Source organism: Sediminibacillus terrae (assembly GCF_009602435.1).
GTDB lineage: Bacteria > Bacillota > Bacilli > Bacillales > Amphibacillaceae > Sediminibacillus > Sediminibacillus terrae.
This window is the reverse complement of the sequence record NZ_VZDQ01000024.1, coordinates 149,492-172,056: the sequence shown is the minus strand read 5'-3', so window position 1 is coordinate 172,056 and position 22,565 is coordinate 149,492. Positions and strand designations below refer to the sequence as shown.

Annotated in this window: 19 protein-coding genes; 13 read left to right on the top strand and 6 right to left on the bottom strand. The window is 44.7% G+C overall.

The genetic code is table 11. The features are described from left to right. Positions 1-6: 6 nt before the first annotated feature. On the bottom strand, positions 7-840 hold the full coding sequence (locus tag F6X55_RS12095) for a lipoate--protein ligase family protein (RefSeq protein WP_153463580.1): 834 nt from the start codon (positions 838-840) through the stop codon (positions 7-9). A gap of 388 nt (positions 841-1,228) precedes the next feature. Here F6X55_RS12095 and F6X55_RS12090 point away from each other — a divergent pair, with 388 nt between their 5' ends. The 3 genes from F6X55_RS12090 (at position 1,229) to F6X55_RS12080 (ending at position 5,414) form a co-directional block, all read left to right on the top strand. Further along, positions 1,229-2,527, top strand: coding sequence for an HD domain-containing protein (locus tag F6X55_RS12090; protein WP_153463578.1), 1,299 nt, complete (start codon positions 1,229-1,231; stop codon positions 2,525-2,527). A gap of 45 nt (positions 2,528-2,572) precedes the next feature. Further along, positions 2,573-3,079 (top strand): YwgA family protein, encoded by a 507-nt coding sequence (locus F6X55_RS12085; protein ID WP_153463575.1) that lies wholly within the window; start codon positions 2,573-2,575, stop codon positions 3,077-3,079. Between the two features lie 337 nt (positions 3,080-3,416). After that, the gene (locus F6X55_RS12080) at positions 3,417-5,414 is read left to right on the top strand and encodes an ABC transporter permease subunit (protein WP_161993081.1); all 1,998 of its coding nucleotides are present in this window, start codon (positions 3,417-3,419) and stop codon (positions 5,412-5,414) included. Between the two features lie 77 nt (positions 5,415-5,491). Here the strand turns inward: F6X55_RS12080 and F6X55_RS12075 are convergent, their stop codons facing one another. After that, positions 5,492-5,677, bottom strand: a complete 186-nt coding sequence (locus tag F6X55_RS12075; RefSeq protein ID WP_153463569.1) for a 2-hydroxymuconate tautomerase — start codon at positions 5,675-5,677, stop codon at positions 5,492-5,494. A gap of 180 nt (positions 5,678-5,857) precedes the next feature. Between F6X55_RS12075 and F6X55_RS12070 the strand changes: the two genes are divergently transcribed. After that, positions 5,858-6,376, top strand: coding sequence for a YwhD family protein (locus F6X55_RS12070; protein WP_026570814.1), 519 nt, complete (start codon positions 5,858-5,860; stop codon positions 6,374-6,376). Positions 6,377-6,950: 574 nt separating this feature from the next. On the opposite strand, the gene F6X55_RS12065 is transcribed toward F6X55_RS12070, so the two are convergent. Beyond that, on the bottom strand, positions 6,951-9,035 hold the full coding sequence (locus F6X55_RS12065) for a transglycosylase domain-containing protein (RefSeq protein WP_153463566.1): 2,085 nt from the start codon (positions 9,033-9,035) through the stop codon (positions 6,951-6,953). Between the two features lie 433 nt (positions 9,036-9,468). Here F6X55_RS12065 and speE point away from each other — a divergent pair, with 433 nt between their 5' ends. From speE to argS, 5 genes are all read left to right on the top strand, one after another. Next, positions 9,469-10,296 carry a polyamine aminopropyltransferase gene (speE, locus tag F6X55_RS12060; protein ID WP_026570813.1) on the top strand — a complete coding sequence of 276 codons (828 nt, stop codon included), beginning with the start codon at positions 9,469-9,471 and terminating at the stop codon, positions 10,294-10,296. Between the two features lie 14 nt (positions 10,297-10,310). Further along, positions 10,311-11,186, top strand: a complete 876-nt coding sequence (gene speB, locus F6X55_RS12055) for an agmatinase (protein WP_026570812.1) — start codon at positions 10,311-10,313, stop codon at positions 11,184-11,186. 145 nt (positions 11,187-11,331) lie between these two features. Beyond that, positions 11,332-12,405, top strand: a complete 1,074-nt coding sequence (locus tag F6X55_RS12050; RefSeq protein WP_153463563.1) for an AimR family lysis-lysogeny pheromone receptor — start codon at positions 11,332-11,334, stop codon at positions 12,403-12,405. 357 nt (positions 12,406-12,762) lie between these two features. Further along, positions 12,763-13,197 carry a YwiB family protein gene (locus F6X55_RS12045; RefSeq protein ID WP_153463560.1) on the top strand — a complete coding sequence of 145 codons (435 nt, stop codon included), beginning with the start codon at positions 12,763-12,765 and terminating at the stop codon, positions 13,195-13,197. A 167-nt stretch (positions 13,198-13,364) separates the two neighbouring features. Further along, positions 13,365-15,035: an arginine--tRNA ligase gene (gene argS, locus F6X55_RS12040; RefSeq protein WP_153463557.1), complete on the top strand. Its 1,671-nt coding sequence runs from the start codon at positions 13,365-13,367 to the stop codon at positions 15,033-15,035. Positions 15,036-15,355: 320 nt separating this feature from the next. Here the strand turns inward: argS and F6X55_RS12035 are convergent, their stop codons facing one another. Beyond that, on the bottom strand, positions 15,356-15,802 hold the full coding sequence (locus tag F6X55_RS12035) for a VOC family protein (protein WP_026570808.1): 447 nt from the start codon (positions 15,800-15,802) through the stop codon (positions 15,356-15,358). Between the two features lie 76 nt (positions 15,803-15,878). On the opposite strand from F6X55_RS12035, the gene F6X55_RS12030 reads away from it, so the two are divergent. Beyond that, the gene (locus tag F6X55_RS12030; RefSeq protein WP_153463554.1) at positions 15,879-16,787 is read left to right on the top strand and encodes a helix-turn-helix transcriptional regulator; all 909 of its coding nucleotides are present in this window, start codon (positions 15,879-15,881) and stop codon (positions 16,785-16,787) included. Positions 16,788-17,308: 521 nt separating this feature from the next. Here the strand turns inward: F6X55_RS12030 and F6X55_RS12025 are convergent. After that, positions 17,309-17,590, bottom strand: coding sequence for a YrhK family protein (locus tag F6X55_RS12025; RefSeq protein ID WP_153463552.1), 282 nt, complete (start codon positions 17,588-17,590; stop codon positions 17,309-17,311). 184 nt (positions 17,591-17,774) lie between these two features. On the opposite strand from F6X55_RS12025, the gene F6X55_RS12020 reads away from it, so the two are divergent. Next, on the top strand, positions 17,775-18,182 hold the full coding sequence (locus F6X55_RS12020) for a KGG domain-containing protein (RefSeq protein WP_153463549.1): 408 nt from the start codon (positions 17,775-17,777) through the stop codon (positions 18,180-18,182). Positions 18,183-18,616: 434 nt separating this feature from the next. Here the strand turns inward: F6X55_RS12020 and F6X55_RS12015 are convergent, their stop codons facing one another. Next, complete coding sequence (locus F6X55_RS12015) at positions 18,617-18,796, bottom strand: XapX domain-containing protein (protein WP_026570805.1); 180 nt, start codon at positions 18,794-18,796, stop codon at positions 18,617-18,619. Positions 18,797-19,042: 246 nt separating this feature from the next. Here F6X55_RS12015 and F6X55_RS12010 point away from each other — a divergent pair, with 246 nt between their 5' ends. Together F6X55_RS12010 and F6X55_RS12005 are read left to right on the top strand one after the other, a co-directional pair. Then, entirely contained in the window at positions 19,043-21,181 is a 2,139-nt protein-coding gene (locus F6X55_RS12010; protein WP_153463547.1) for a (Fe-S)-binding protein, read from the top strand. Positions 21,182-21,351: 170 nt separating this feature from the next. Then, on the top strand, positions 21,352-22,533 hold the full coding sequence (locus F6X55_RS12005) for an acetyl-CoA C-acetyltransferase (RefSeq protein ID WP_026771893.1): 1,182 nt from the start codon (positions 21,352-21,354) through the stop codon (positions 22,531-22,533). The last annotated feature ends 32 nt before the right edge of the window (positions 22,534-22,565 follow it).

Genomic DNA, 22,565 nt, shown 5'->3' with positions numbered 1-22,565 from the left:
CTGGGTTCAACTTCCCAGTGCTTTGATGTTTCGCTCCTTCATTTGTTCCAGCCTTTTTTCGAACGCTTGCTGTTCAACGCTGTCCAAGGATTGCTCGTTAATCGACGTACTCACGGATGCCAGGGCTTGGTGAATCGACTTGCACACATCATCGACTGTGAGCTGGATGGAAAGCAGTTCAGTAAGCGATGCCATGGTTTCCGGCTTCACTTCTGGATACTCAAATCGGTTGGATTTCCCTTTCCTGCCGATTTCATAAAAATGCCGGACCAGTTCGGCCCGTTCACGGCCGCTTCCTTCTACACAAAGGTAAATTTGGACAGCTGAACCATTTTTGACACGCCGTTGGGATATACCGGCGAATTTCTGTCCTCTAATACTTAGATCATAGTCGCCCGGACAGTACGAACCTTTTACTTCGAAGGCCTTTATTTCCGTCGTCAGGTTGCGGAATAAGTCCTGAATGAAGGTGACCATGAATTGATATCCTTCGTGAATACCGATTCCTTTGGCGTCCGGTAATATAAAGGACAAGTTGAGAACGCCTGCATCAAGTACAACCGCCAGTCCTCCGGAATTCCGGACAACTGCTTGATATCCGTGCCCGGCGACCCATTGGAGGGCTGCATCTACGTTAGGTAATTTTGCGTCTGGAATGCCGAGAATGAGTGTTTTATCGTGAACCCAAAGTCTCGCTGCTGGAGGAGAAGTCTCATTACCTACAGAAATTGCCAGCGCATCATCGTAGGCAAAGGAAGCGATCGCATCATCTCTGCCTGCCTTTCCGCGCTGGTCGATATAACGCACTGTTCCACTGAACAGTTTTTTCCAATCTTCCATACCAATATCTCCTTTGATTACCGCCAGTTGTCTTCTGGTCGGGTGGCAGCTGCACCTTCCGCGGCTGCCAGTTCATTATAGCAAATTGTCTGAGCGGCTGATAATCACAAAAAATCCAATTCGTGCAAAAAAACCATTTTTGTGTCGGCATTTCTATTATATAATGATAGTAATTGTTTATGAATCGACATGCAAAGGTACCGATAAAACGTCGGGATTCGTCGACCGCTAGTACAGAACTTTTCAGGGGAAGTTTGTTATACAGGCTTTTCAATCTCATTCCTGTGATTAATCGGTCGACTATTTATAGAGTGAGTCGGGTACAGAAAAGATAAGGATTGCAGTATTTCCCTGTTGTCTTGTTGATATCAATAGAAGGGACCTGGACATGGCATATAAAGATGAGCAGTTAAGTGAAGAAAAAGTATTTAAAGATCCTGTACATAGGTATATCCACGTCAAAGACCAAGTGATTTGGGACTTGATCGGCACAAGGGAATTTCAAAGGCTTCGAAGGATCAAACAGCTGGGTACCTCGTTTTTGACGTTCCACGGAGCTGAGCATAGCAGGTTCAACCATTCGCTTGGCGTCTATGAAATCGTCCGGCGGATATTGTTCAACTTTGAAAATCGTCCGAACTGGAATAATGATGAACGGCTGTTATGCTTGTGTGCTGCCCTGCTGCATGATTTGGGGCATGGTCCGTTCTCCCATTCCTTCGAAAAAGTATTTAAGCTGGATCACGAGGATTTCACCAAAAAAATCGTTCTCGGGGATACGGAGATCAATAAAATCCTGCAACGTGTCGGGAAGGGATTTGCGGAGGACGTGGCTGATGTCATCAATAAAACCTATGAAAACAAATTGGTCGTCAGTTTGATATCCAGCCAAATCGATGCGGATCGGATGGATTACCTGCAACGGGATGCCTATTTCACCGGGGTGAGCTATGGACATTTTGATATGGAAAGAATTTTACGGGTCATGCGGCCGACGGAGGATCAAGTCGTCATCAAGCAGACCGGAATGCATGCCGTGGAAGACTACATCATGAGCCGTTACCAAATGTATTGGCAAGTTTACTTTCACCCTGTCACCAGAAGTGCAGAGGTGATATTGTCGAAAATTCTTCATCGGGCCAAATATTTATACGAACAAAATTATCAGTTTAAGCAGAAGCCGACCCATTTTCTCTCGTTTTTTGCGGAAAACGTCGATTTGGAGGAATACCTGCGGCTTGATGAATCGATCGTCCTGTATTATTTTCAAGCCTGGCTGGAAGAAGACGACACCGTTTTACGTGATTTGTGTGAACGGTTTATCAACCGGCGTTTGTTTAAATATATCGAGTTCAACCCGAATCAGCAAATGACAGAGTGGATGGAATTATACAAGCTGTTTCAAGCCATCGACATCGATCCGGAATACTACCTGGTAGTCGATTCCTCTTCTGATCTGCCTTACGATTTTTATCGTCCCGGCGAGGAAGAAGAACGGCTTCCGATTCATTTGTTGCAGCCGAAAAACGATGAACTGAAGGAACTATCGCGCCAGTCGGATATTGTCGAAGCAATTTCCGGCAAGAAACGCACAGATCATAAGTTGTATTTCCCGCTGGATGTCCTGGAACAACTTCCGGCCGATAGACCGGAGAAAATGCGGATTTTTGAGATATTATTCGGATAAGCGATAACAAGATTGGCCATCCGGCCAGAACAGGAGATGGTGAGTATGTTAGAAAATCACGCCAGAATCATGAAGTTTTTCTCGACGGCAGACGAAGTTGTCGGCAGGAAAAAACTGCAGAAAATGATTTACATACTGAAGAAGTGTGACATTCCATTCGAGGAAAAATACGAGTTTCATTTCTACGGCCCTTATTCAGAGGAATTGACCCTCCGTGTGGAAGAGCTTTGCAATCTTGGATTTATTTCCGAGGTAAAAGAAGACAAAAGCAACTATTACCAATACCGTTATCGTGTAACGGAACAAGGGGAAGAGTTTCTGAACCATTCGAAGGTTGAACTCCCGCCGCTTGAAAGTATGATAAACAATATGAAAGAAAAAAGCTCCCGGTTTCTTGAATTGGTATCTACGATGCTGTACTTCGATGACTTGTCCAAACAGGAAGTGGAAGAGAAAGTCCAAACCGTCAAAAAGACACAAAACTACCAGGAGACAGAGATAGCCGAAGCATGGGAATTCATCGACAAACTTCGCCGGCAGTCAACCCATTGATTTTTTGATGCTGTTGAAGAAAGCGATTTTTTCTCAAAGTAATTTCGGTAGTATGGAAAACATATTATATATACACCATGATAATTGGCAGACCAAATCGCATATGATTTGGTCTTTTTGATTTTTGATTATTAACAGTAAATTAATCCAATCATAGTGCGTACTTTTATATGGAATAAACCTTAATGCAAAGTTCACTAAAGGATAGTTTAGTTGATAGTTATGGCGAGAGAAATAGCGATAAAGGTGATTATTTACCACGTTGTGAATTTTTAGAAAATTGATTACAATGGACTATAGGGATGTAAATAAATGGGGGATGGGAAGGAAGTTGCTTGTGAAATTAATAAAATTCCTGGGCTATTATGTACTTGGCTTGCTTGGTATCGTGGCGTTAAGCTCTGCTCCTAGTTTGCTACAGGGTGATGGCCTTGTCGATGTTGGTTTATATGCCGAAAATACATGGAACCTGGCCAGAGAAATAGTGCAGCCCGACAATTGGGTGTACCAATTCAGACAGGAGCAATTGAATGTTTTTGCTTTTTTATGGGATCCTTATTTTTATTCCATGCGTATTCTTGGCGCTGCGTTACTGATTGGCTTCAGTCTGGCATTGATACTGGCACTGCTCACCCAGTTGCTGCCCAAAGTATTAATTCGTGTAATAAAACGGCTCTTGGTGCTTTGTGAAGCCATACCCGATTTAATGGTGGCCTTTTTGCTGCAAATGTTCATTGTTTTTATTTTCAAGCAGACAGGAGTCCATCTGATGAAGTTCGTCACACTTGGAGACGAACGGATCTACATAGCACCGATCACTGTGTTGGCGGTTTTGCCGATGATTTCCCTTTTTCGCGTCATTTTATTGCTGATGGAGGAAGAATTGACCAAGGACTATGTGGACTTCGCACTCAGTAAGGGAATCAAACATAATGCCATCATCGCTGTCCATGTCCTGCGGAATATATTGAAAAGTACCTTCTATCATTCAAAAATCATTCTGTGGGGTACATTGTCCAGTTTGTTTGTAATCGAGTATATGTTTAATATCCGCGGCCTGTTCAGTTTCGTGATGGAAGATTTCCGCCCGATGGTGATTGCGGCTGCCTTGATCATGGTGTTTACGCCGTTTTATATCCTTTACCAGGGGATCGAGATATTCACCGAAAAAACAGCATTGCAAATGAAGGATAAAAAATTCATCCAAACCTTTTCCAAGCCGAATAATCTCTCTTGGAAAAAACGACTTGGGGATTATGTGAAGGGTCTTGCCGCCCATTTCAAAAATAAGAAGTTCCTGGTCGGATTTGCAGTCATTTTTGCTATATTGGCTGTCAGTATCATACACACTGTCATCCATGAAGAACCAGTTGAAAATTTCACGTTGATCTATGATGAGGATGGGAATCTGGTCAGCAGCAAACCGCACCCGCCCTCGAAGTATGTCTTGTTGGGAACCGACCAGAATGGATACAGCATCCTCGATCAATTGCTGACAGGTGCCAAGTACACGATACTTTTTGCCGGGATTATCGCGCTGCTTAGAATGCTGTTGGGATTTATACTGGCCGTTCCTTATGCACTGTTCATCAAGGAGCAGTGGAAACGAAGGATAGAGCGGTTTGTCGACAGCTTTCATTTTCTGCCTTTGAGCGTGATTGCCGTGATTTTACTGACTCCCGTTTTAAGCGGAACCACTTCCGGGTTCGAATATTCATTCACAGAACGGATATTGGTCGAAGCCGGCGTGTTGACTTTGTTGGTTGTTCCGTTGACGACTGTGTTGATCGGGAACGAAATCCGTTTGATCACCAGGACGGAATATATCGACGGCGCCAGGGTTTTAGGCGGGAATTCCAACCACATATTGTTCCGCCATATTATGCCGCATCTCCATTCCAAGCTGGGAATCATCTTTGGTCAGCAGTTTATACAGGTATTGTTGATTCTTATTCATCTCGGCTTGTTTAATATATTTCTGGGCGGCACCAGTATCATGCTGAATGAGTCTTATAAAGCGTGGCCATACTCGGTGACATTTGAATGGTCGGGTATTATCAGTGGTTCGCGGAATGCATTTATGAGTGGACACGAGTGGATTGTCGTCCCGGTTTTCGCAGCATTTATTGTACTGATACTTGCCATGCAGTTGGTCATCGAAGGCATTCAGGAAGTGCAGCAACAGCGGGTCGGTGTGCGTATAGAGAAGCGACGTTGGTTCGGTGCCCGCCAAAAATTGGAGCCTGAAGAGAAATCCTTTGAAAGGGAGCCGTCTCCCGGTCAGTTTGGCTTCGTCGGGCAGGAAAACATCGGACGAAGTAAAAAGCATGGCTAAAAAACAAGCCAGCGAAACCCCGTTTCGGAGTTCCGCTGGCTTCTATCTTTGATGGAGATTTCCTTATTAGTCAGGGTTTATTCATCACTCAGTCTTTTTCCGCCAACTGCATAATCGCTCTTGCTCATTTCCTCGATAAAGACGGCGACTTTATCTTTGGAAGCGCCGGTAGTGTCGACGACGGCTTCCGTCACTCTTTCCACGAGTGCTTTCTTCTGTTCGTCGTTTCTTCCTTCCAGCATTTTTACTGTTACATATGGCATGTGTAAGTACCTCCTCTGAAAAATTTCGTTGACTAATTCGTGTGACAAGGGAAAATCCCTGCTGTGTAGATACTTGAAAGATGAAATTGAATTTTTCCCTATGCTACAATGAAAACAGCATATCATATAAAGAAATAGGCTGCGAATCTGTTGCAGATATTATAGAAGGAGGAGCTAAAAATGAGCGAGGAGCAACCTTCCAAAAAGAAAAAAAATCAATTCACCATCATGAAGGATGATTCCACCGATGGTCATGGTGGTTACGGTGTAGGCTCGATCAGCTTGGAAAACATTTCGCCGGTGATCATCGATCCAGCTGAGGACCGGGCGTTTGTCGATATGGGAGCCATGCATGCCCGCAGTGAAATCGAGCGGCGGGTCAAGTTTCTTCCCGATAAAGATGCAGTTCCGAACGGCAAGCTGTACTGGATCGTCTGGGTAACTGTTGAAAGAAAAGACTCCGGTTCTTATTACCATGGAGTGGCCGGAAGTGAAATACGCGTGGACCGTTCGATCAAGCGTGCCTATAAATCAATGCCGGAACATGTCAACCATATGGATAAATCCATGAAAGGCAAAGTGATTGTCGATCATATGGATGGGCACTCGAAAAAACTGCTGGGCGATTTTCTCCGCGAGTTCAACAAAGAAATGTGGGAAAACTCTTCCGATGAGTTGAAACAAGCCCTTCCCGAGTAAGGATGCAAGCATAGAAATATTGAACATTTTGTGACTGAATTGTGAATAATGATTGAATATCTTGAGGTTTTGCGAATTAGTTTGTAAAATATGTATCACATGGTAAAACTGTGTACTAGGACAAAGAAAAAGGCCGGAATCCGTTCCGGCCTTTTTCTTATGAAGTTGAATCCCTCGGACCTATATCAGATTCATTGTTTCTTACAGAAAACTTGCTGAGGAAACACATTGCGTTTTTCTGACTTCTGGCAAAAAGGTGCTAAACTTGCTAGGATGGAACACTTCGCTTTTTCCGTGCATACTTCCCGAGCTTTTCAGAAACAAAAGGGACTTCATTGTTTGATAGTGCATTCATTATCTTTTTATGTAGGACAGCAGGGTTATCAGCGAAGGAAATTCACGGAGTTTCCAGGAAAGGCCTCGGTGAGTTCCCGCAGATCGTCAGCTCGAGGAAATTCACCAGCCGCCCGCGGAAAGCGTAGTGTGTTTCCGTAGCGAGAGTGGCAATGAAGGATTGTTTATGCACACATACTTATGAGACGGTTTCGTTGATTTCAGTTTGATAAGAAAGCGATCAGTTTCTGGACAACCATTTAAACCAACGCTTCCAGCCATTGTCTTGTTCTTCGTCCTCTTCTTCTCGTATCTGTTCCTGCTTCTCTTGTTCCTCATCGTGATGAAGCGAACAATAACTGGTCGGTTCGGTCCCTTTGGCAAAATACATCAGTCGATGCTGTTCACAGTAAGGAGTTGCCAGTTCACCAGATACAGGGTCAACATAAGCGCCAACCACCCCATCGGGCACCGGAAAAGCATGAAATGGAAGGTCGGCATGGGTTTTTTCCATGAATCCCGCCCAAATTTCTTTTGCAGCCTGCAAATCATCGGTGTTTTCCACTGGCTTGTTTTCGTCGAATCCAGTCCATACACTTGTTACAAGATCGGGGCTGAACCCAACCATCCAGTTATCCGTCTTGGTTGTTCCTGATTTGCCGGCATAGGAGCGGGTTAATTCGTCGGCAATCGATGCACCTGTTACCCGCATATATCCATTAAGCGATTCATCGAACATACCGGTCATCAAATCTGTCAGGATAAAGGCGTTCACAGGATCCAACACATGGGAAGGTTCTTGTTCTTCCCTTTCATATAACACCTTGCCGTGTGAATCAGTAATCTTTTCAATGGTGAACGGCTCTACTGATTTGCCTCCATTGGCGAGCATGCCGTATGCGGCAGCCATTTCATTAACGGTGACTGCCCCTGTACCAAGCGCTAATGACGGCACTGCGGCAAAATCTTCTTCTATTCCGAATTTCTTGGCTGTTTCCACCAGTTCTTTCGGGCCTAAGAAAAGGTTTGTTTTTACTGCGTAAATGTTATCCGACAACGCTAATGCTTGAGCCAGGGTGATTGGCTCATTGGCGTAATAGCCATTGTAATTGCTTGGCTGATATACCGTTCCGTCTTCCAGTTCAAAACTGGTCGGTTTACTGAGCAGGGTCGTGGCAGGGGTATAACCATTTTCCAAGGCTGCATAATACAAAAACGGTTTGAAAGAGGACCCCGGCATCCGCTTAGCCTGGGTGACGCGATTGTACTGGCTGTCGGCATAATCACGGCCACCTACCATGGCAGTGACAGCGCCATTGTCCGGATTTTGGGCTACGGCACCGACCTGAAGCTCAGAGGAACTGCTGATCGACTTGTTCACGGTTTCTTCGAGTTGGTGTTGTTGTTTAAGATCAAGCGTGGTGTACACTTGGTATCCACCGGACCGGATAGCCTCGGCATCCATGTCCAATATGTCCTGCAGTTCCGACAGCACTGTATCCAGAAAATAGGGTGCCGTTTTGTTCTCTGCTTCTTTTGCGTGTTCCGTCAATTGTACGGCTTGCCTTGCTGCAAGGTACTTCTCGTTTTCCGAAATGACCCCGGCCTGTTCCAACGAAGCCAGTATTTGCTCCTGCCGGTTCTTTGCGTTGTCCCAATGCCGATATGGCGAATAGTAGGAAGGACCTTTCGGAATCGCTGTCAGCAAGGCCGCCTCGGATAAATCAAGCTGGCTGGCTGGCTTATCGAAGAAATACCTGCTTGCCGCTTCAACCCCATAAGCGCCGTGGCCATAATAAATCGTATTGAGGTAGCCCTCCAGAATTTCTTTTTTGTCATAGAACATTTCCAGACGAATCGCATAAAAAGCTTCCTTCAGCTTTCGGGTCCAGGTTTTTTCATGGGTTAAATACAAATTTCTCGCCAATTGCTGTGTGATGGTGCTTGCTCCCTGCACCTTGGACATCGCTTGTAAATCATGCCAGGCCGCTGAAAGGATGCGTTTTACATCCAGGCCATGGTGGGAATAAAACCGTTTATCCTCCGTCGTCAATGCAGCTTTAATCAGCATGGGGGACATTTCGTCAAGGGTGACCCAATATCTGCTCTCCGGTCCATGCTCTTCACCGATGACTTTTTCATCCGCACTATAATAGATGGTATTTCCACCCTTGCTTAAGGGAGGCGGACCGAGCAGCAGTGCTGCCGAATAAACCGTTACAGCAGTCAGCACAACGGCACATCCTGTCAGCAGGATCGAGAGGATAGTCCTGCGCAGTAGTTTGTTTTCAATTTTCACAAGTTGTTTTTTTATAAAAGAAATCATGGCATCCACCTGATTTTCATGAATATAGGGGTAGGTTGTTGGAAATGAACAGTCAACTTTATCAGTATAGGTAGGAAAGCGGATAAATAAACCTGACAAAACAGTTGATTTTTCTCCGTGCATAAGTATAAGATTTTTAATATTGTTGCCTTTTGTTTTGATTCCAAGAGAATTGACATAGTACATCCGGTGAAACTTGTCGAATCCTGAAAGGGGATCTTGTGTTTCAAGCAGTCCGATCAGGTAAATAACACTAGTAGTGTCGGTGAATGATATAAGAATAGAACGAGGGGAAAAATATAGCGGCTCCATTCTGGTAGTTATCAACGGTCTGGAAAAGGGGCGGAAATTTCAAGAGACTTGCGGATCCAGGGTCAAGCGAGACCTCTGAGCAGCGTACTTAAGAGTCTTCAATTAAAAAAGGAGAATGAGCATGGAACTATGGTACACAGAAAAGCAAACGGAAAATTTTGGTATTACGGCGAAAATCAAGCGTACCTTGCATTCTGAACAAACGGATTATCAAAAGCTTGATATATTGGAAACAGAAGAGTGGGGGAACATGCTGGTACTCGATGGCATGGTGATGACCACGCAAAAGGATGAGTTTGTCTATCATGAGATGGTTGCCCACGTTCCGCTATTCACTCACCCGAATCCAAAGCACGTTTTGGTTGTCGGAGGAGGAGATGGGGGAGTCATCCGCGAAGTACTCAAGCATGAGCAGGTAGAAACTGCGACGCTTGTGGAAATAGACGGAAAAGTAATCGAATACTCCAAGCAGTATTTGCCGGAAATAGCCGGGGATTTAGAGGACCCCCGGGTCGATGTCAAGGTTGCGGATGGCTTCATGCATATAGCCGAAAGCGAGCGGGCATACGACGTGATTATGGTCGACTCTACCGAACCAGTAGGACCTGCAGTGAACTTATTTACGAGAGGCTTTTATGATGGAATCGCAAAAGCGCTGAAGGACGACGGGATTTTTGTCGCCCAGACGGACAACCCATGGTTCAAAGCAGATTTGATCAAACAGGTTTACCGGGACGTAAAAGAGATTTTTCCTGTCACCCGTCTTTATACAGCAAACATCCCGACATATCCGAGCGGTCTGTGGACCTTCACTATCGGCAGTAAAATCCATGATCCGTTAAAAGTAAAAGAGGAACGCTTTAACGAAATCGAGACGAAATATTATACCAAGGAACTTCACTATGCTTCGTTTGCACTGCCGAAATTTGTCCGGGAATTAACAGAATAAGGGAGGGCGTCATTATGAGATTCGATGAAGCATATTCAGGAAAGGTTTTTATCATGTCTCGACAGGAACCAGAAGAAGCAGAGGCAATCATTTATGGAATGCCGATGGATTGGACGGTCAGCTTCCGCCCAGGTTCCCGGTTCGGGCCAAACCGCATAAGGGAAGCTTCGCTTGGCCTGGAAGAATATAGCCCATACATGGATAAGCACTTGGAAGAAGTGAACTTTTTTGATGCCGGCGATATACCTCTGCCGTTCGGGAACCCTCAACGCAGCCTTGATATGATTTATGACTATGCCAAAAAAGTGTTGGAAAAAGAGAAATTCCCATTGGGACTGGGTGGAGAGCATCTGGTGTCATGGCCAATCATTCAGGCGGTCTATGAAAAACATCCAGATATAGCAGTGCTTCATATCGACGCACATGCTGATTTGCGAGAGGAGTATGAAGGAGAGGCGCTGTCCCATTCGACACCGATCAGAAAGACGTGTGAATTGATCGGACCGGAGAATGTTTACTCCTTCGGTATTCGATCTGGCATGCGGGAAGAGTTCGAGTATGCGGAATCGAGCGGGATGCATATGGCGAAATTTTCAGTCGCGGAGCCGTTGAAACAAATCTTGCCAGAGCTTGCCGGAAGAAAGGTCTATGTAACCATAGACATCGATGTACTTGATCCTGCGTATGCACCTGGTACCGGCACTGCTGAAGCAGGCGGGATTTCGTCCAAGGAATTGCTGGAAACTATTCAATTGATCGCCGATGCGGATCTCGAAGTGGTGGGAGCAGACCTTGTGGAAGTTGCCCCGGTTTATGATCCGACCGAACAGACGGTGATCGCTGCCAGTAAGTTTGTGAGAGAAATGCTGCTCGGATGGGTGAAGAAGTAACTCCTTCCTGTTTTGGTGCGCTTCGACAGCATTCTGCACAATTTTTGGAAATTAGAGGATAAATATGCCAGAATAGTTTGAACATATGCTATAATAGAAAATAAATTGTCGCTATATGTAGAATAAGGGGTGGAAAGGGGTAGCTATGAAAAACATTGAAGAAAAAAAGTTGAAGCCTGTTGACGATGAGAACGGTCAAAGCCGGACAAGGAATCAGTTTCTTATGCAGGAAGGGGAGCTTTCCCTTTTTCATGTTTTTCAATCATTTTCTGTTTCTGATAATGTATCCACAGCAATCGAGGTAACCCGCAGCTACTGTATGAGAGCCCAGACAGAGGCCAACCAGCGAGTCGGCATGGAATTTCTGTATGCTTATGATTTTCTGGATGACCTCGAGCAGCTAATCGAAAAAAATCTGGTTTCTGAGAATCCGGTAAATCGTCAGTGGGGACAGTTGTACAAGATCATCCATCTGCGCAGGAAAAGAATGCTGAAAACGGATGAATATGTGGGATTGTTGAACAAGCTTGCAGCTGACAGTGTCGAAGTCGAAACCTTGCATATGTTTTTGCGGGTATATGCACATTTTGAGCGGAAAGAGTTTGGCAGATTAAGCAGCTACCTGGACGGTTTGTTGGAAAACATCCACAAAATCGGGGATCCTATGCTTCGTGAATTGTTTTCCGTGAGGTTGGATGAAATGCTGCTTACTTTCCATTGGAAACGCAACGAAATGATCATTGCCAGAAAACACGGTTTTCGAATTTTGCAAACCACCCACTCTCCACGCAAGAAAATCGATATCCATAACACGATGGCGCTGGGGTATTTGTTCGACAGCTATCAGCAGGCGATGGAACATGCCCTCGAAGCAAAGCGACTGGCCAATATGATCGAAGATTTGACTGCCATCCAGGGAATCAACAATTATACCATTCCTTTTATTGCAGCCTTCCATGGCAGAACAGCGGGCATTTCCACCCCGATTCAGTCAGAAGCGGCCCATCTGGCGCTTGCCCGCGGAGATATACCAACTTGTATCAGTATTTTGAACCGTTTTGAAAGTTTGACCCCTTTTCAGCAATACTACTTAGGAAAAGCCACCCGTGATGCCGAAATGCTGGAAATTTCCTATCGCCGTTTTATAAGCGAACGGAGTGATCACTTTTTTGCCAAGCTGCCTTTATTGGAAATGAATAAATTGAATGCTGTGCATTGAGGCTGGGACAACAGCAAAGCATAGTGACCAAAAACCGGACAAATCGTTCGGTTTTTTTCATAACCTGGCTTAGGAGAAAGTACGTGTTCAAAGTTTCACCCATGGATAGCGTGAATCGCAGTAGCTTGCCATAGCGATGCGAAGCCCGCCTCAAACAGCAGAATAAAAGAAAGTTTATCTAGGCGTTACTTTATAAGGTTCGTGTCAAGTAATTGTTTTTTGGTTTCGGATGGACTGGTTCATTTAGGATAGCTTAACAACTGACATACAATGAGACTTGAGTTTTTCCAAATTCATTCTTATAATTAGTTATTTAGGAATGTCTATTGAAAAACCCGTTCGAAGGGGTGTGGGAAATTGACAGCAGGCAAAGCAGCTGTAGACATAAAGTTAACGACCGAAATTTTTGACTTAGGTCAAAAAGATGTCACCGTTGTAAAAGAAACGGGCAGTTATATACAAAAAGGCAGTACCGCTGTCCTGACTTTTACCGAGCATCAAGAGCAGGGAGAGGATATCCAGGCGATGATCACCATTCAGCCGGAAAAGGTCAGTGTGAAACGTACCGGTGCTGTACATATGCATCAAGTTTTCCGGAAAAAACAAAAGACCGAAAATGTTTACCGGCATGAATTTGGTACGATGCACATGGAAACACACACAGACCAAATTATTTTTAAATCGCTGGAAGAGCGACAACAAGGCGAATTGTTCATCAGCTATACGACCAAGATGAATGGTGAAGGAAAACGGAGGCACCGCTTGACCTTGGGCTTTCAACTGGCGCATTGAATGATGGTGCATGTGCTTGTGAGGCACGGGAATTCGTAACAGTAAAAACATCCAGGAACTGTCCAATGGACCGATTCTGGGAACACATATATTGCGCAGGATAAATACAGGCTTGGCTGCTTCGAGAGTGGCCTGCCTGTCAAATCCGGCTAGGAGGAGGCGTCTCGATGAATATCATGCAGCAAACAGAAGAAAAACTAAAAGAAGAAATCAGCCGCGCTGTTGTCGATGCAGGGCTTGCGGGACAGGAGGAACTGCCTGTCATCGTCCTGGAACAGCCGAAGGACAAAAACCATGGCGACTATGCAACCAATATTGCCATGCAGCTGGCGAAAATCGCCAAAATGCCCCCGCGGCAAATTGCCGAGAAAATCGTGGACCAGTTCGACCGCAGTAAAGCATCCATCAAACAAATGGAAATCGCCGGTCCGGGATTCATCAACTTTTTTATGGACAACCAATACTTGACCGAATTGGTCCCTTCGATTTTGGAAGCGGGCGAAGCATATGGAAATTCAAAAGTCGGTGACGGACAGAAAATCCAAATCGAGTTTGTTTCGGCCAATCCGACCGGTGATCTTCACTTAGGTCATGCCCGTGGTGCCGCGGTTGGTGATTCGCTGGCCAACGTATTGGAAAAAGCCGGCTATCAAGTGGAACGGGAATATTACATCAACGATGCCGGAAACCAAATCAATAACTTGGCGGTTTCCGTCGAAGCCCGTTATATGCAGGCTCTCGGAAAAGACTGGGAGATGCCTGAAGATGGCTACCATGGCAAGGACATTATCGAATTGGGCAAACAGCTTGCAGCGGAACACGGCGACAAATGGAGCGATTCGCCAGCAGAAGAACGTCTTAACTATTTCCGGGAGTACGGTCTTCAATACGAACTGAAAAAATTGGAAGGTGACTTGTCTCAATTCCGGGTGCCTTTTGATAACTGGTTCTCGGAAACCTCCCTTTATAAGGATGGCCAAATCGATCAAGCGCTGCAAGCCTTGAAGGATAAAGGACATATTTTTGATCAAGATGGGGCCACTTGGTTCCGGACGACAGAATTCGGAGATGATAAAGACCGCGTCCTGATTAAGCAGGATGGCAGCTATACGTATTTAACTCCGGATATCGCGTATCACAAGAACAAACTTGATCGTGGATTCGATACATTGATCAATATCTGGGGTGCCGATCATCATGGCTATATCCCCCGCATGAAGGCGGCAATCCAGGCGCTTGGTTACGAAAAAGATAAGCTGGAAGTGGAAATTATTCAAATGGTCAATCTGTTCCAGAATGGAGAACGGGTCAAAATGAGTAAGCGAACAGGGAAAGCCGTTACGTTGAGAGAATTGATGGAAGAAGTCGGCATCGATGCCATGCGCTATTTCTTTGTGATGCGCTCAAGTGATTCACACTTGGACTTTGACATGGATTTGGCCCGCTCGCAATCCAATGAAAATCCGGTATTCTACGTCCAGTATGCCCATGCGCGGATATGCACGATGCTCAAGCAGGCAGAAGAAAAAGGATTTACAGTCAGCAAGGACATCGATGGCAGCTTATTGGCAACCGAAAAAGAAGAAGAGCTGCTGAAACGGTTGGGTGAATTCACTTCCGCCATCGAAGAGGCTGCAGTGAAACGTACACCGCACCGTGTGACACAATACATTTTCGATTTGGCTTCGACCTTGCACAGCTTCTACAACGCCGAGAAGGTGTTGGACACTGACCAGCCTGAGCGGACTAAGGCCCGTCTGGCGTTGATGGAAGCAGTCCGCGTCACCATCGCCAACGGTCTCGCTCTGATCGGAGTAGAAGCTCCAGAAAGAATGTAACAAAAATATGGTTTTCGATTCATCCATATCCGGTTAACAGCATGGAAGGAAAGAGGCTAAAAAGCATAACCGCCAAAACAAAACCGGGCGCTTCGAACCCCAAGTAATCGAATGCGTCCGGTTTTTAATAGGATAGTGTTTTTCTTCGACTCACAAAAGCCTAATTTCCCATCCTTTTTGAGAAATCAGGTTTTTAATATGCGGACTTCCTTGACGTGTTAATCTGCATTTTCCTGACGTTAGTCCATGTTGTAGAATCTCCACCAATTACGGATATACTATCGGGATTTATTTTAGGAAAAACCCCTACTAATACAAGATTATCCTACATAACCATCTAGAAATTTACTTGCCTCACTATTAAACTTCCACATTATCCCGAATTTGTCGACTAATATTCCGAAACTTGCCGACCATGGCGTAGAAGATATCGGCATGATCACAGTACCACCTTCTGAAAGCCCGTCAAAACATTGTTTGTTGATTTCTGGATCAGCATCAATAATACTGATTAGGACGGTATTCCCATTGGTGATTTCGCCAGTCGCAGCTTGCATAAAAGGCGGTACATCAGAGATCATTAACATATTCCCTGAAAACTCGATACGAGATTCCATAATCATGTTTTGTTCCTCTTCCGTTATCGGGTCTTGGCCGAAATCACCAAACCTCACCATTTTTACTTTAGTTGCTAATAATGCCTTTTCATAAAAGGCCAACGCTTCTTCTGCTCTTCCATCAAATTGTAGATAAGTTATTGCTTTCATATGTTATTCCTCCTTTTCATATTTGGAGTATAATAGGGCATAGACGACATATGTATGTCATCTATTGGAGGGGAATATGAAAAAAATTGAGCGACTTATCTCGATAGTGATGATTTTGTTACAAAAAGAAGTGGTTTCGGCATCGGAATTCAGCCGACTATTTCATGTAACGAAACGAACAATACAACGTGATATGGAAACATTAAGTTATGCGAACATCCCTGTTTATGCGGAATATGGTGCTGAAGGCGGATACGCGCTAATGGAAGAGTATAAATTCGATAAACGATTACTAAATCACAAGGATATTGAAAATATACTTGTAGCTTTAGGTGGATTTGAGGGATTGATTCACAATCAAGAGATTCAAACGACTATTCAAAAAATCAAAGGAATGACCAGCATAGATTTTTCTCCAACACTTGATTTGACTTTCTATGATTGGCCGGGAAGGGGTCGAATCAACGAAGAAATTTTATTTTTCAGGCAAGCAATCGAGAACAATTGGTTATTGGAATTTGAGTATGTGGATCAAATAGGAAACAAAACGTACAGACTCGTGGAACCCTATAAAATACATTTTAGGGAGATGCATTGTTATCTTTTTGGTTATAGTTTAGAACGGGAAGACTATCGAACGTTTAAATTGACGAGGATAGAAAATATCCAAAAAGCCGGTTTTTTTGTCCCAAGGACTGACCAGGAATTTCAACATGAAAAACAAGATAATGAACAAAAACAATTGGTTAAAGTACATCTTTCGCTAGATGTTACTGTAAGGGATCAATTTATCGAAAGATACGGAAAAGATGCAGTTATAAAAGAAACTTCCAGAAGTTACCTTGCAACAATTGAATTGCCTGAGAATCAATATGCTTATCAATTTTTAGCCGGATTTGGTAATAAAGTCAAGATTATAAAGCCAAAAGGTTTTATTGTGAAATATGTAAACTTTTTGGAGGGAGCAGTGAAACTTTACAAATAAAGCGTTCATAGGTGGTCTCCGGAGAGTGTGTGTAAATGGATGTGATTTACAATAAGGTGAGGATATTTAATGTAGTTCCGATATAGTCGTCCACCCTATTTCAGACGAGTATCAATATCTTTCCCTATAGGAAAGGATTCAGGTCGCATAGCAGGAAGAATCATAAATTCCACTGGAAATAACCATTGCTGGACCTCCCCAATGCAACTTTAAAAATTTAATTATTTTATATACCGATAAATCATCAATTGTGTTGATTTTCCTCATAAATAGCTCAGTGTCATAAAATTATACTTCAAGTAAGCTGGCCGTTAATTGAATAAGCTTCCTCCTTATATTAATTTCAACATACGATTTCACTTCCTCTTTTTCATTTTGTTAAAGGAATTTTTATGCGAAAAGTGAGTGATAAATCAACAAGCGGGAGGTTATTTCACCTCCCGAACTTTTGTTGGGACTCGCAACCTTTTTTGATTTATTTCCGCAATAACGGAGCTAATTACCTTTTATGCAGTCTTTTTTTATGATTCATCCTGTTGATGGGGAGGCGTCCGTTTTAAGTAAAAGGCATGGATGATTTTCAATATTGGTCGAATTAACAGCTGGGCACTACCAAGAATGAACAATACCGTACCGATTGTCTGCGTTTGTTTCCACAGAAAGAAAATACTGCCGATTAAAAACCAGAGGCCCAGGGCGATATCATTCGTCAAAGATATCAAACGATACTTTTTGTTGAAGAAAAGTTGGAACCTGCCCATCTGAATATCCACATAGTCCTTTTCGTCCTTTATCTGGGGCATGTTTTTCACCTCGCTTTTTCACAATTATTTATCTTTACCCCTTAAACCGATGATTAAAAATAGCAGGAATTTCCTTCTCTAAATTTAAAAAAATTCGTTTGATAGGTTTAACCAGGAGGTGGATGGTGGAACTAGTAGTAATGTAAGAGATAATAATCAACTTTCAGGAAAGGAGTTTTACAGCATGGCTAAGAATGATAACAACAATAGAAAGATGTCAGTAGAGGAAGCAGGTAAAAAAGGCGGACAAACCACTTCCCAAAATCATGATCGTGAATTCTATGAAGAAATCGGTCAAAAAGGCGGCGAAACCACTTCGCAAAACCATGACCAAGAATTCTATGAAGAGATCGGTCAAAAAGGTGGCGAAACCACTTCCAAGACACATGATCGTGAATTCTATGAAGAAATAGGCCAAAAAGGCGGCGAAACTACTTCTCAGAATCACGACGAAGAATTCTATGAAGAGATTGGCCAAAAAGGCGGTAACGCTACTTCCAGAAACCATGACGAAGAATTCTATGAAGAAATTGGTCAAAAGGGCGGCGAACGTCGCGGCCAACAGCGAAAAAACAATAACAATAATTCTTAATAGGCGGTTAAGGATTTAGTTTTCGCGTAAAGGAGAGGAAGAAATACGTTTCTTCCTCTCTTTTTGATGTATACAGAATGGTGAACGCCGAATGGGACTCGATAGATTCGGAAAAGCAACTTCGTACGAGCAATGAAAAGCAAATGGGGCATAAGAAAATCAGAAAATGAACTTCATCAGTCGATGGGGAGGAGGATCAGAAGAAAAACCGCCTGTCATACGAGCGGCCAAAATCGAATGAATCATCAGAAAAGCAAAAACAGGCCTTCATCGAATCAAATCCTCCATTCGACCCGGAACTGCAGCAACTGGCCGTCGCGAAGAACGGTTCGCAATCGTTGCAGCCCGCTCATCTCTTCTAGTGAATCCATATCAGTAGCTCTCCATTCCCTCTTATCCATAAAAAGGTCCAACATCTTTGAGTAGCCACTGTGCTAAGAAAACAGTCTGTGTATTAACGGTTCCGCAAGCTGAAATAATTTAAAGCCCAAGTAGATGCCGACTATTCCTATTACACCTGCAAGAGCAGGCGGAGCGGGAATAGGAAGCTTTCCCCATGCAAAAATAAAACCGACGACCAATCCGGTGAACAGGGATAGGATAACCTCTTTCATATTTTTGCCCCCTTCTTTTCCTACTAGTTTTCAACTGGCTTGCTGAAGTATGCATTTTCGCATTAACTCTATCTATAAATGTGGAAAAATTCGCAAATTCAGGTTGACTGAATGTTCATTCATAATATAAAGTAGGGGTATAAGCATTATACAAAGGGGAGGAAACGATTCTGATAAAACGAATCGGGCTGTTCCGTAATAATTTTCACAACAACAGATCATTATCACAAGATGGGGGGATGGATGATGGACGGACTATTGCTGGTTAATTGGTTATTATTTTTAGCTGTGACAGGTTACGGCCTATACTTATTCGTTCGGGTAGTCAGAACGAGGATTGCTTATATCCAAATGGGGAAGAAGTTTGAATTCGACGGGGAAATCAAAAAGCGGTTGAACCGTGTCTGGGTCAACGTATTTGGTCAGAAAAAGTTATTGAAGGATAAAAAGTCGGGTGCCATCCATGTGATGATGTTTTATGGCTTCCTGCTTGTTCAATTCGGGGCGATCGATTTCATTGTCAAAGGTTTGTCACCAGGGGCACACTTGCCTTTAGGGCAGCTTTACCCCGGGTTTACTTTTTTTCAAGAGCTGGTAACCTTGATGATTCTCGTTGCGGTGGTCTGGGCGTTTTATAGACGTTACATTGAGAAACTCGTACGGTTGAAGCGGGGATTCAAAGCTGGACTCGTGCTATTGTTTATCGGTACACTCATGCTGTCCGTCTTACTCGGAAATGGAATGGGGATGGTTTGGCATGGACATGAAACGGCATGGACAGAGCCTGTTGCATCTCTAATTGCAAGCGCTTTCTCGTGGATTTCTCCGACTGCTGCCGCTGTTGTGTTCTTTGTTGCCTGGTGGATTCACCTGGTGGCCTTGCTCAGCTTTCTCGTCTATGTGCCACAGTCGAAACACGCGCATCTCCTGGCGGCTCCTGCCAACGTTTTTTTAAGCAGGCAGACCCCTCCAGGTAAATTGAAAAAATTGGACTTTGAAGTGGACGATGAGATGGATGAAGAAGAGGTTTCCTTCGGAGTCAGCAAGATTGAAGACTTCAACCAGCTGCAGCTGATCGATTTATATGCCTGTGTGGAATGTGGACGCTGTACCAATGTCTGCCCGGCAACAGGGACAGGGAAGATGTTGTCACCGATGGATTTGATCATCAAACTCCGGGATCATCTGACCGAAAAGGGCGCAGCTGTCACTGGTCAATCGCCGTGGGTTCCCAGCTATGCTTTTTCCAATACAGAAGGAAACCAGCTGGCCCAAATGGCAAGAAATGCAGGGGCCGCAAAGGATGAAGTCGCTGCAGGTTTGGAGTCAGTGAACAACACCAGCTTGATCGGTGATGTGATTACGGAAGAAGAACTTTGGGCCTGTACCACATGCAGGAATTGCGAGGACCAGTGCCCGGTCATGAATGAACACGTCGATAAAATCATCGATTTGCGCCGCTACCTCGTTTTGACCGAAGGAAGAATGGATCAGGATGCTCAGCGGGCGATGATGAATATCGAACGGCAGGGGAACCCGTGGGGGTTATCGAAAAAAGAACGAGAGAACTGGCGTGGCCTTGATGAAGATGTGTCGATTCCGACGGTGAAAGAATTGAAAAAAGCCGGTGAGGAATTTGAATATCTCTTTTGGGTCAGCTCGATGGGCTCTTATGATAATCGCAGCCAAAAAATCGCCGTTGCCTTCGCCAAACTGATGAACGAAGCCGGCGTCAAATTTGCCATTCTGGGCAACAAAGAAGCAAACTCCGGTGACACAGCCCGCAGGATCGGGAACGAGTTTCTTTTCCAGGAGCTTGCCGAGAAAAACATAAAAGAATTCCAAAAGCACAATGTACAAAAGATTGTAACCATCGATCCGCACGCCTACAACATCTTTAAGAATGAATATCCCGATTTTGGGTTTGAAGCGGAAGTGTACCACCATACGCAATTGTTATACGACCTGGTTACCGAGGGGCGCTTGAAACCGAGCAGGGAAATCAATGAAACGCTGACCTATCATGATTCCTGTTATTTAGGACGGTACAATGGCGTTTATGATCCACCGCGGGAAATACTGAAAAAGATTCCCGGCATAAGTCTGGTGGAAATGGATAGGAACAGGGAAAATGGAATGTGCTGTGGAGCCGGAGGTGGCTTGATGTGGACAGAAGATAAAACGGGAAACCGGATAAACGTGGCCCGGACAGAACAGGCGTTGAAGGTCAATCCAACTATGATTTCGAGTGCTTGTCCATTCTGTTTGACCATGTTGAGCGACGGCACGAAAGCAAAAGAAGTGGATGAAGATATCAGCACGATGGATGTAGCAGAAATCCTGGCGTTATCGGTCTTTGAAAAGAAAGAGGAAAAAACCGCATAAACAACGAAATGTATTACTATATATAAGTTCGAATGAAAAAGGACTTCGTTAAAGTAATAGGGGAAAGGAACTGGTCAGAAAGAACAGTTCCTTGCCTTTTGCTGCGGATCTGAGCGAACGTTCAATCGGGACAAAATGTAAGCGTTATCAAATGATGGGGAGGAATAAACGTGACAAATTCGGTGATTGTGGCAGGAGCAAGAACGCCTTTTGGCAAACTGGGAGGGGCATTGAGTACACTGAGTGCAGCGCAATTAGGAGGCAGGGCGATTGCGGGTGCCCTTCAACAAAGCAACATTGAGCCTGAAATGGTGGATGAAGTGATCATGGGTACAGTCTTGCAGGGAGGGCAGGGACAACTCCCGTCTCGGCAAGCTGCCAGGGAAGCAGGCATTCCCTGGGCAGTCAAGACAGAAACCGTCAATAAGGTATGTGCCTCGGGCATGCGCAGTGTGACACTTGCCGACCAATTGATCCGTCTTGGCGAGGAAGAGGTCATCATCGCGGGCGGGATGGAGAGCATGAGCAATGCTCCGTACTTTTTGCCAAACGCCAGAAACGGTTACCGTATGGGTGATCAACAGGTGAAGGATATGATGATCCATGACGGATTGACTTGTTCATTTGCCGGAGTGCACATGGGAAGTTATGGAAACAAAACAGCAGCGGAGCTGGGGATTACCAGGGAGGAACAAGACGCGTGGGCGCTGCGCAGCCAGCAACGGGCAGTCAAAGCAATCGATGAAGGAATCTTGGCGGAAGAAATCGTTCCTGTCGAGGTGCCGCGGCGAAAAGGGGAGCCGGTTGTGGTAGAGCAAGACGAGGCACCGAGAAAAGGGACCACATTGGAAACGCTCGCTTCCTTGCGTCCCGCTTTTGATAAGGATGGAACCATCACGGCGGGAAATGCTCCGGGAGTCAATGACGGGGCATGTGCAATGCTGCTGATGTCGGAACAACGGGCGGCAACGGAAGGTTTGGAACCGATCGCATATGTGCTTGGCCATGAAGAAGTAGCTGTCGAGGCGGAAAACTTCCCACAGACTCCCGGCTTGGTGATCAACGCTTTATTGCAAAAAACAGGAAAGTCTTTGGAGGATATCGATTTGTTCGAGGTGAATGAGGCGTTTGCCGCCGTATCACTGGCCAGCAGTGCAATTGCCAATCTGGACTTGGAAAAGGTGAACATTAATGGCGGTGCGGTTGCATTGGGGCATCCAATCGGAGCGAGCGGTGCCCGCATCATTTTGACGCTTATCCACGCATTAAAACGACAAGGAGGCGGTCTCGGAATTGCCGCGATCTGCAGCGGAGGCGGACAGGGAGACGCCGTTCTGCTGGAAGTGCGTTAAGAAAATACGTTGTTATCACAAAAAGATATTAT

What these genes read in the sequence shown, in the direction of transcription:
- F6X55_RS12025 (WP_153463552.1), bottom strand. Translation starts at nt 17,590, where the DNA reads ATGCCCCAGATAAAGGACGAAAAGGACTATGTGGATATTCAGATGGGC.
- speE (WP_026570813.1), top strand. Translation starts at nt 9,469, where the DNA reads ATGGAACTATGGTACACAGAAAAGCAAACGGAAAATTTTGGTATTACG.
- F6X55_RS12030 (WP_153463554.1), top strand. Translation starts at nt 15,879, where the DNA reads ATGAAAAAAATTGAGCGACTTATCTCGATAGTGATGATTTTGTTACAA.
- F6X55_RS12020 (WP_153463549.1), top strand. Translation starts at nt 17,775, where the DNA reads ATGGCTAAGAATGATAACAACAATAGAAAGATGTCAGTAGAGGAAGCA.
- F6X55_RS12015 (WP_026570805.1), bottom strand. Translation starts at nt 18,796, where the DNA reads ATGAAAGAGGTTATCCTATCCCTGTTCACCGGATTGGTCGTCGGTTTT.
- F6X55_RS12065 (WP_153463566.1), bottom strand. Translation starts at nt 9,035, where the DNA reads ATGATTTCTTTTATAAAAAAACAACTTGTGAAAATTGAAAACAAACTA.
- speB (WP_026570812.1), top strand. Translation starts at nt 10,311, where the DNA reads ATGAGATTCGATGAAGCATATTCAGGAAAGGTTTTTATCATGTCTCGA.
- F6X55_RS12075 (WP_153463569.1), bottom strand. Translation starts at nt 5,677, where the DNA reads ATGCCATATGTAACAGTAAAAATGCTGGAAGGAAGAAACGACGAACAG.
- F6X55_RS12095 (WP_153463580.1), bottom strand. Translation starts at nt 840, where the DNA reads ATGGAAGATTGGAAAAAACTGTTCAGTGGAACAGTGCGTTATATCGAC.
- F6X55_RS12085 (WP_153463575.1), top strand. Translation starts at nt 2,573, where the DNA reads ATGTTAGAAAATCACGCCAGAATCATGAAGTTTTTCTCGACGGCAGAC.
- argS (WP_153463557.1), top strand. Translation starts at nt 13,365, where the DNA reads ATGAATATCATGCAGCAAACAGAAGAAAAACTAAAAGAAGAAATCAGC.
- F6X55_RS12070 (WP_026570814.1), top strand. Translation starts at nt 5,858, where the DNA reads ATGAGCGAGGAGCAACCTTCCAAAAAGAAAAAAAATCAATTCACCATC.
- F6X55_RS12035 (WP_026570808.1), bottom strand. Translation starts at nt 15,802, where the DNA reads ATGAAAGCAATAACTTATCTACAATTTGATGGAAGAGCAGAAGAAGCG.
- F6X55_RS12050 (WP_153463563.1), top strand. Translation starts at nt 11,332, where the DNA reads ATGAAAAACATTGAAGAAAAAAAGTTGAAGCCTGTTGACGATGAGAAC.
- F6X55_RS12090 (WP_153463578.1), top strand. Translation starts at nt 1,229, where the DNA reads ATGGCATATAAAGATGAGCAGTTAAGTGAAGAAAAAGTATTTAAAGAT.
- F6X55_RS12010 (WP_153463547.1), top strand. Translation starts at nt 19,043, where the DNA reads ATGGACGGACTATTGCTGGTTAATTGGTTATTATTTTTAGCTGTGACA.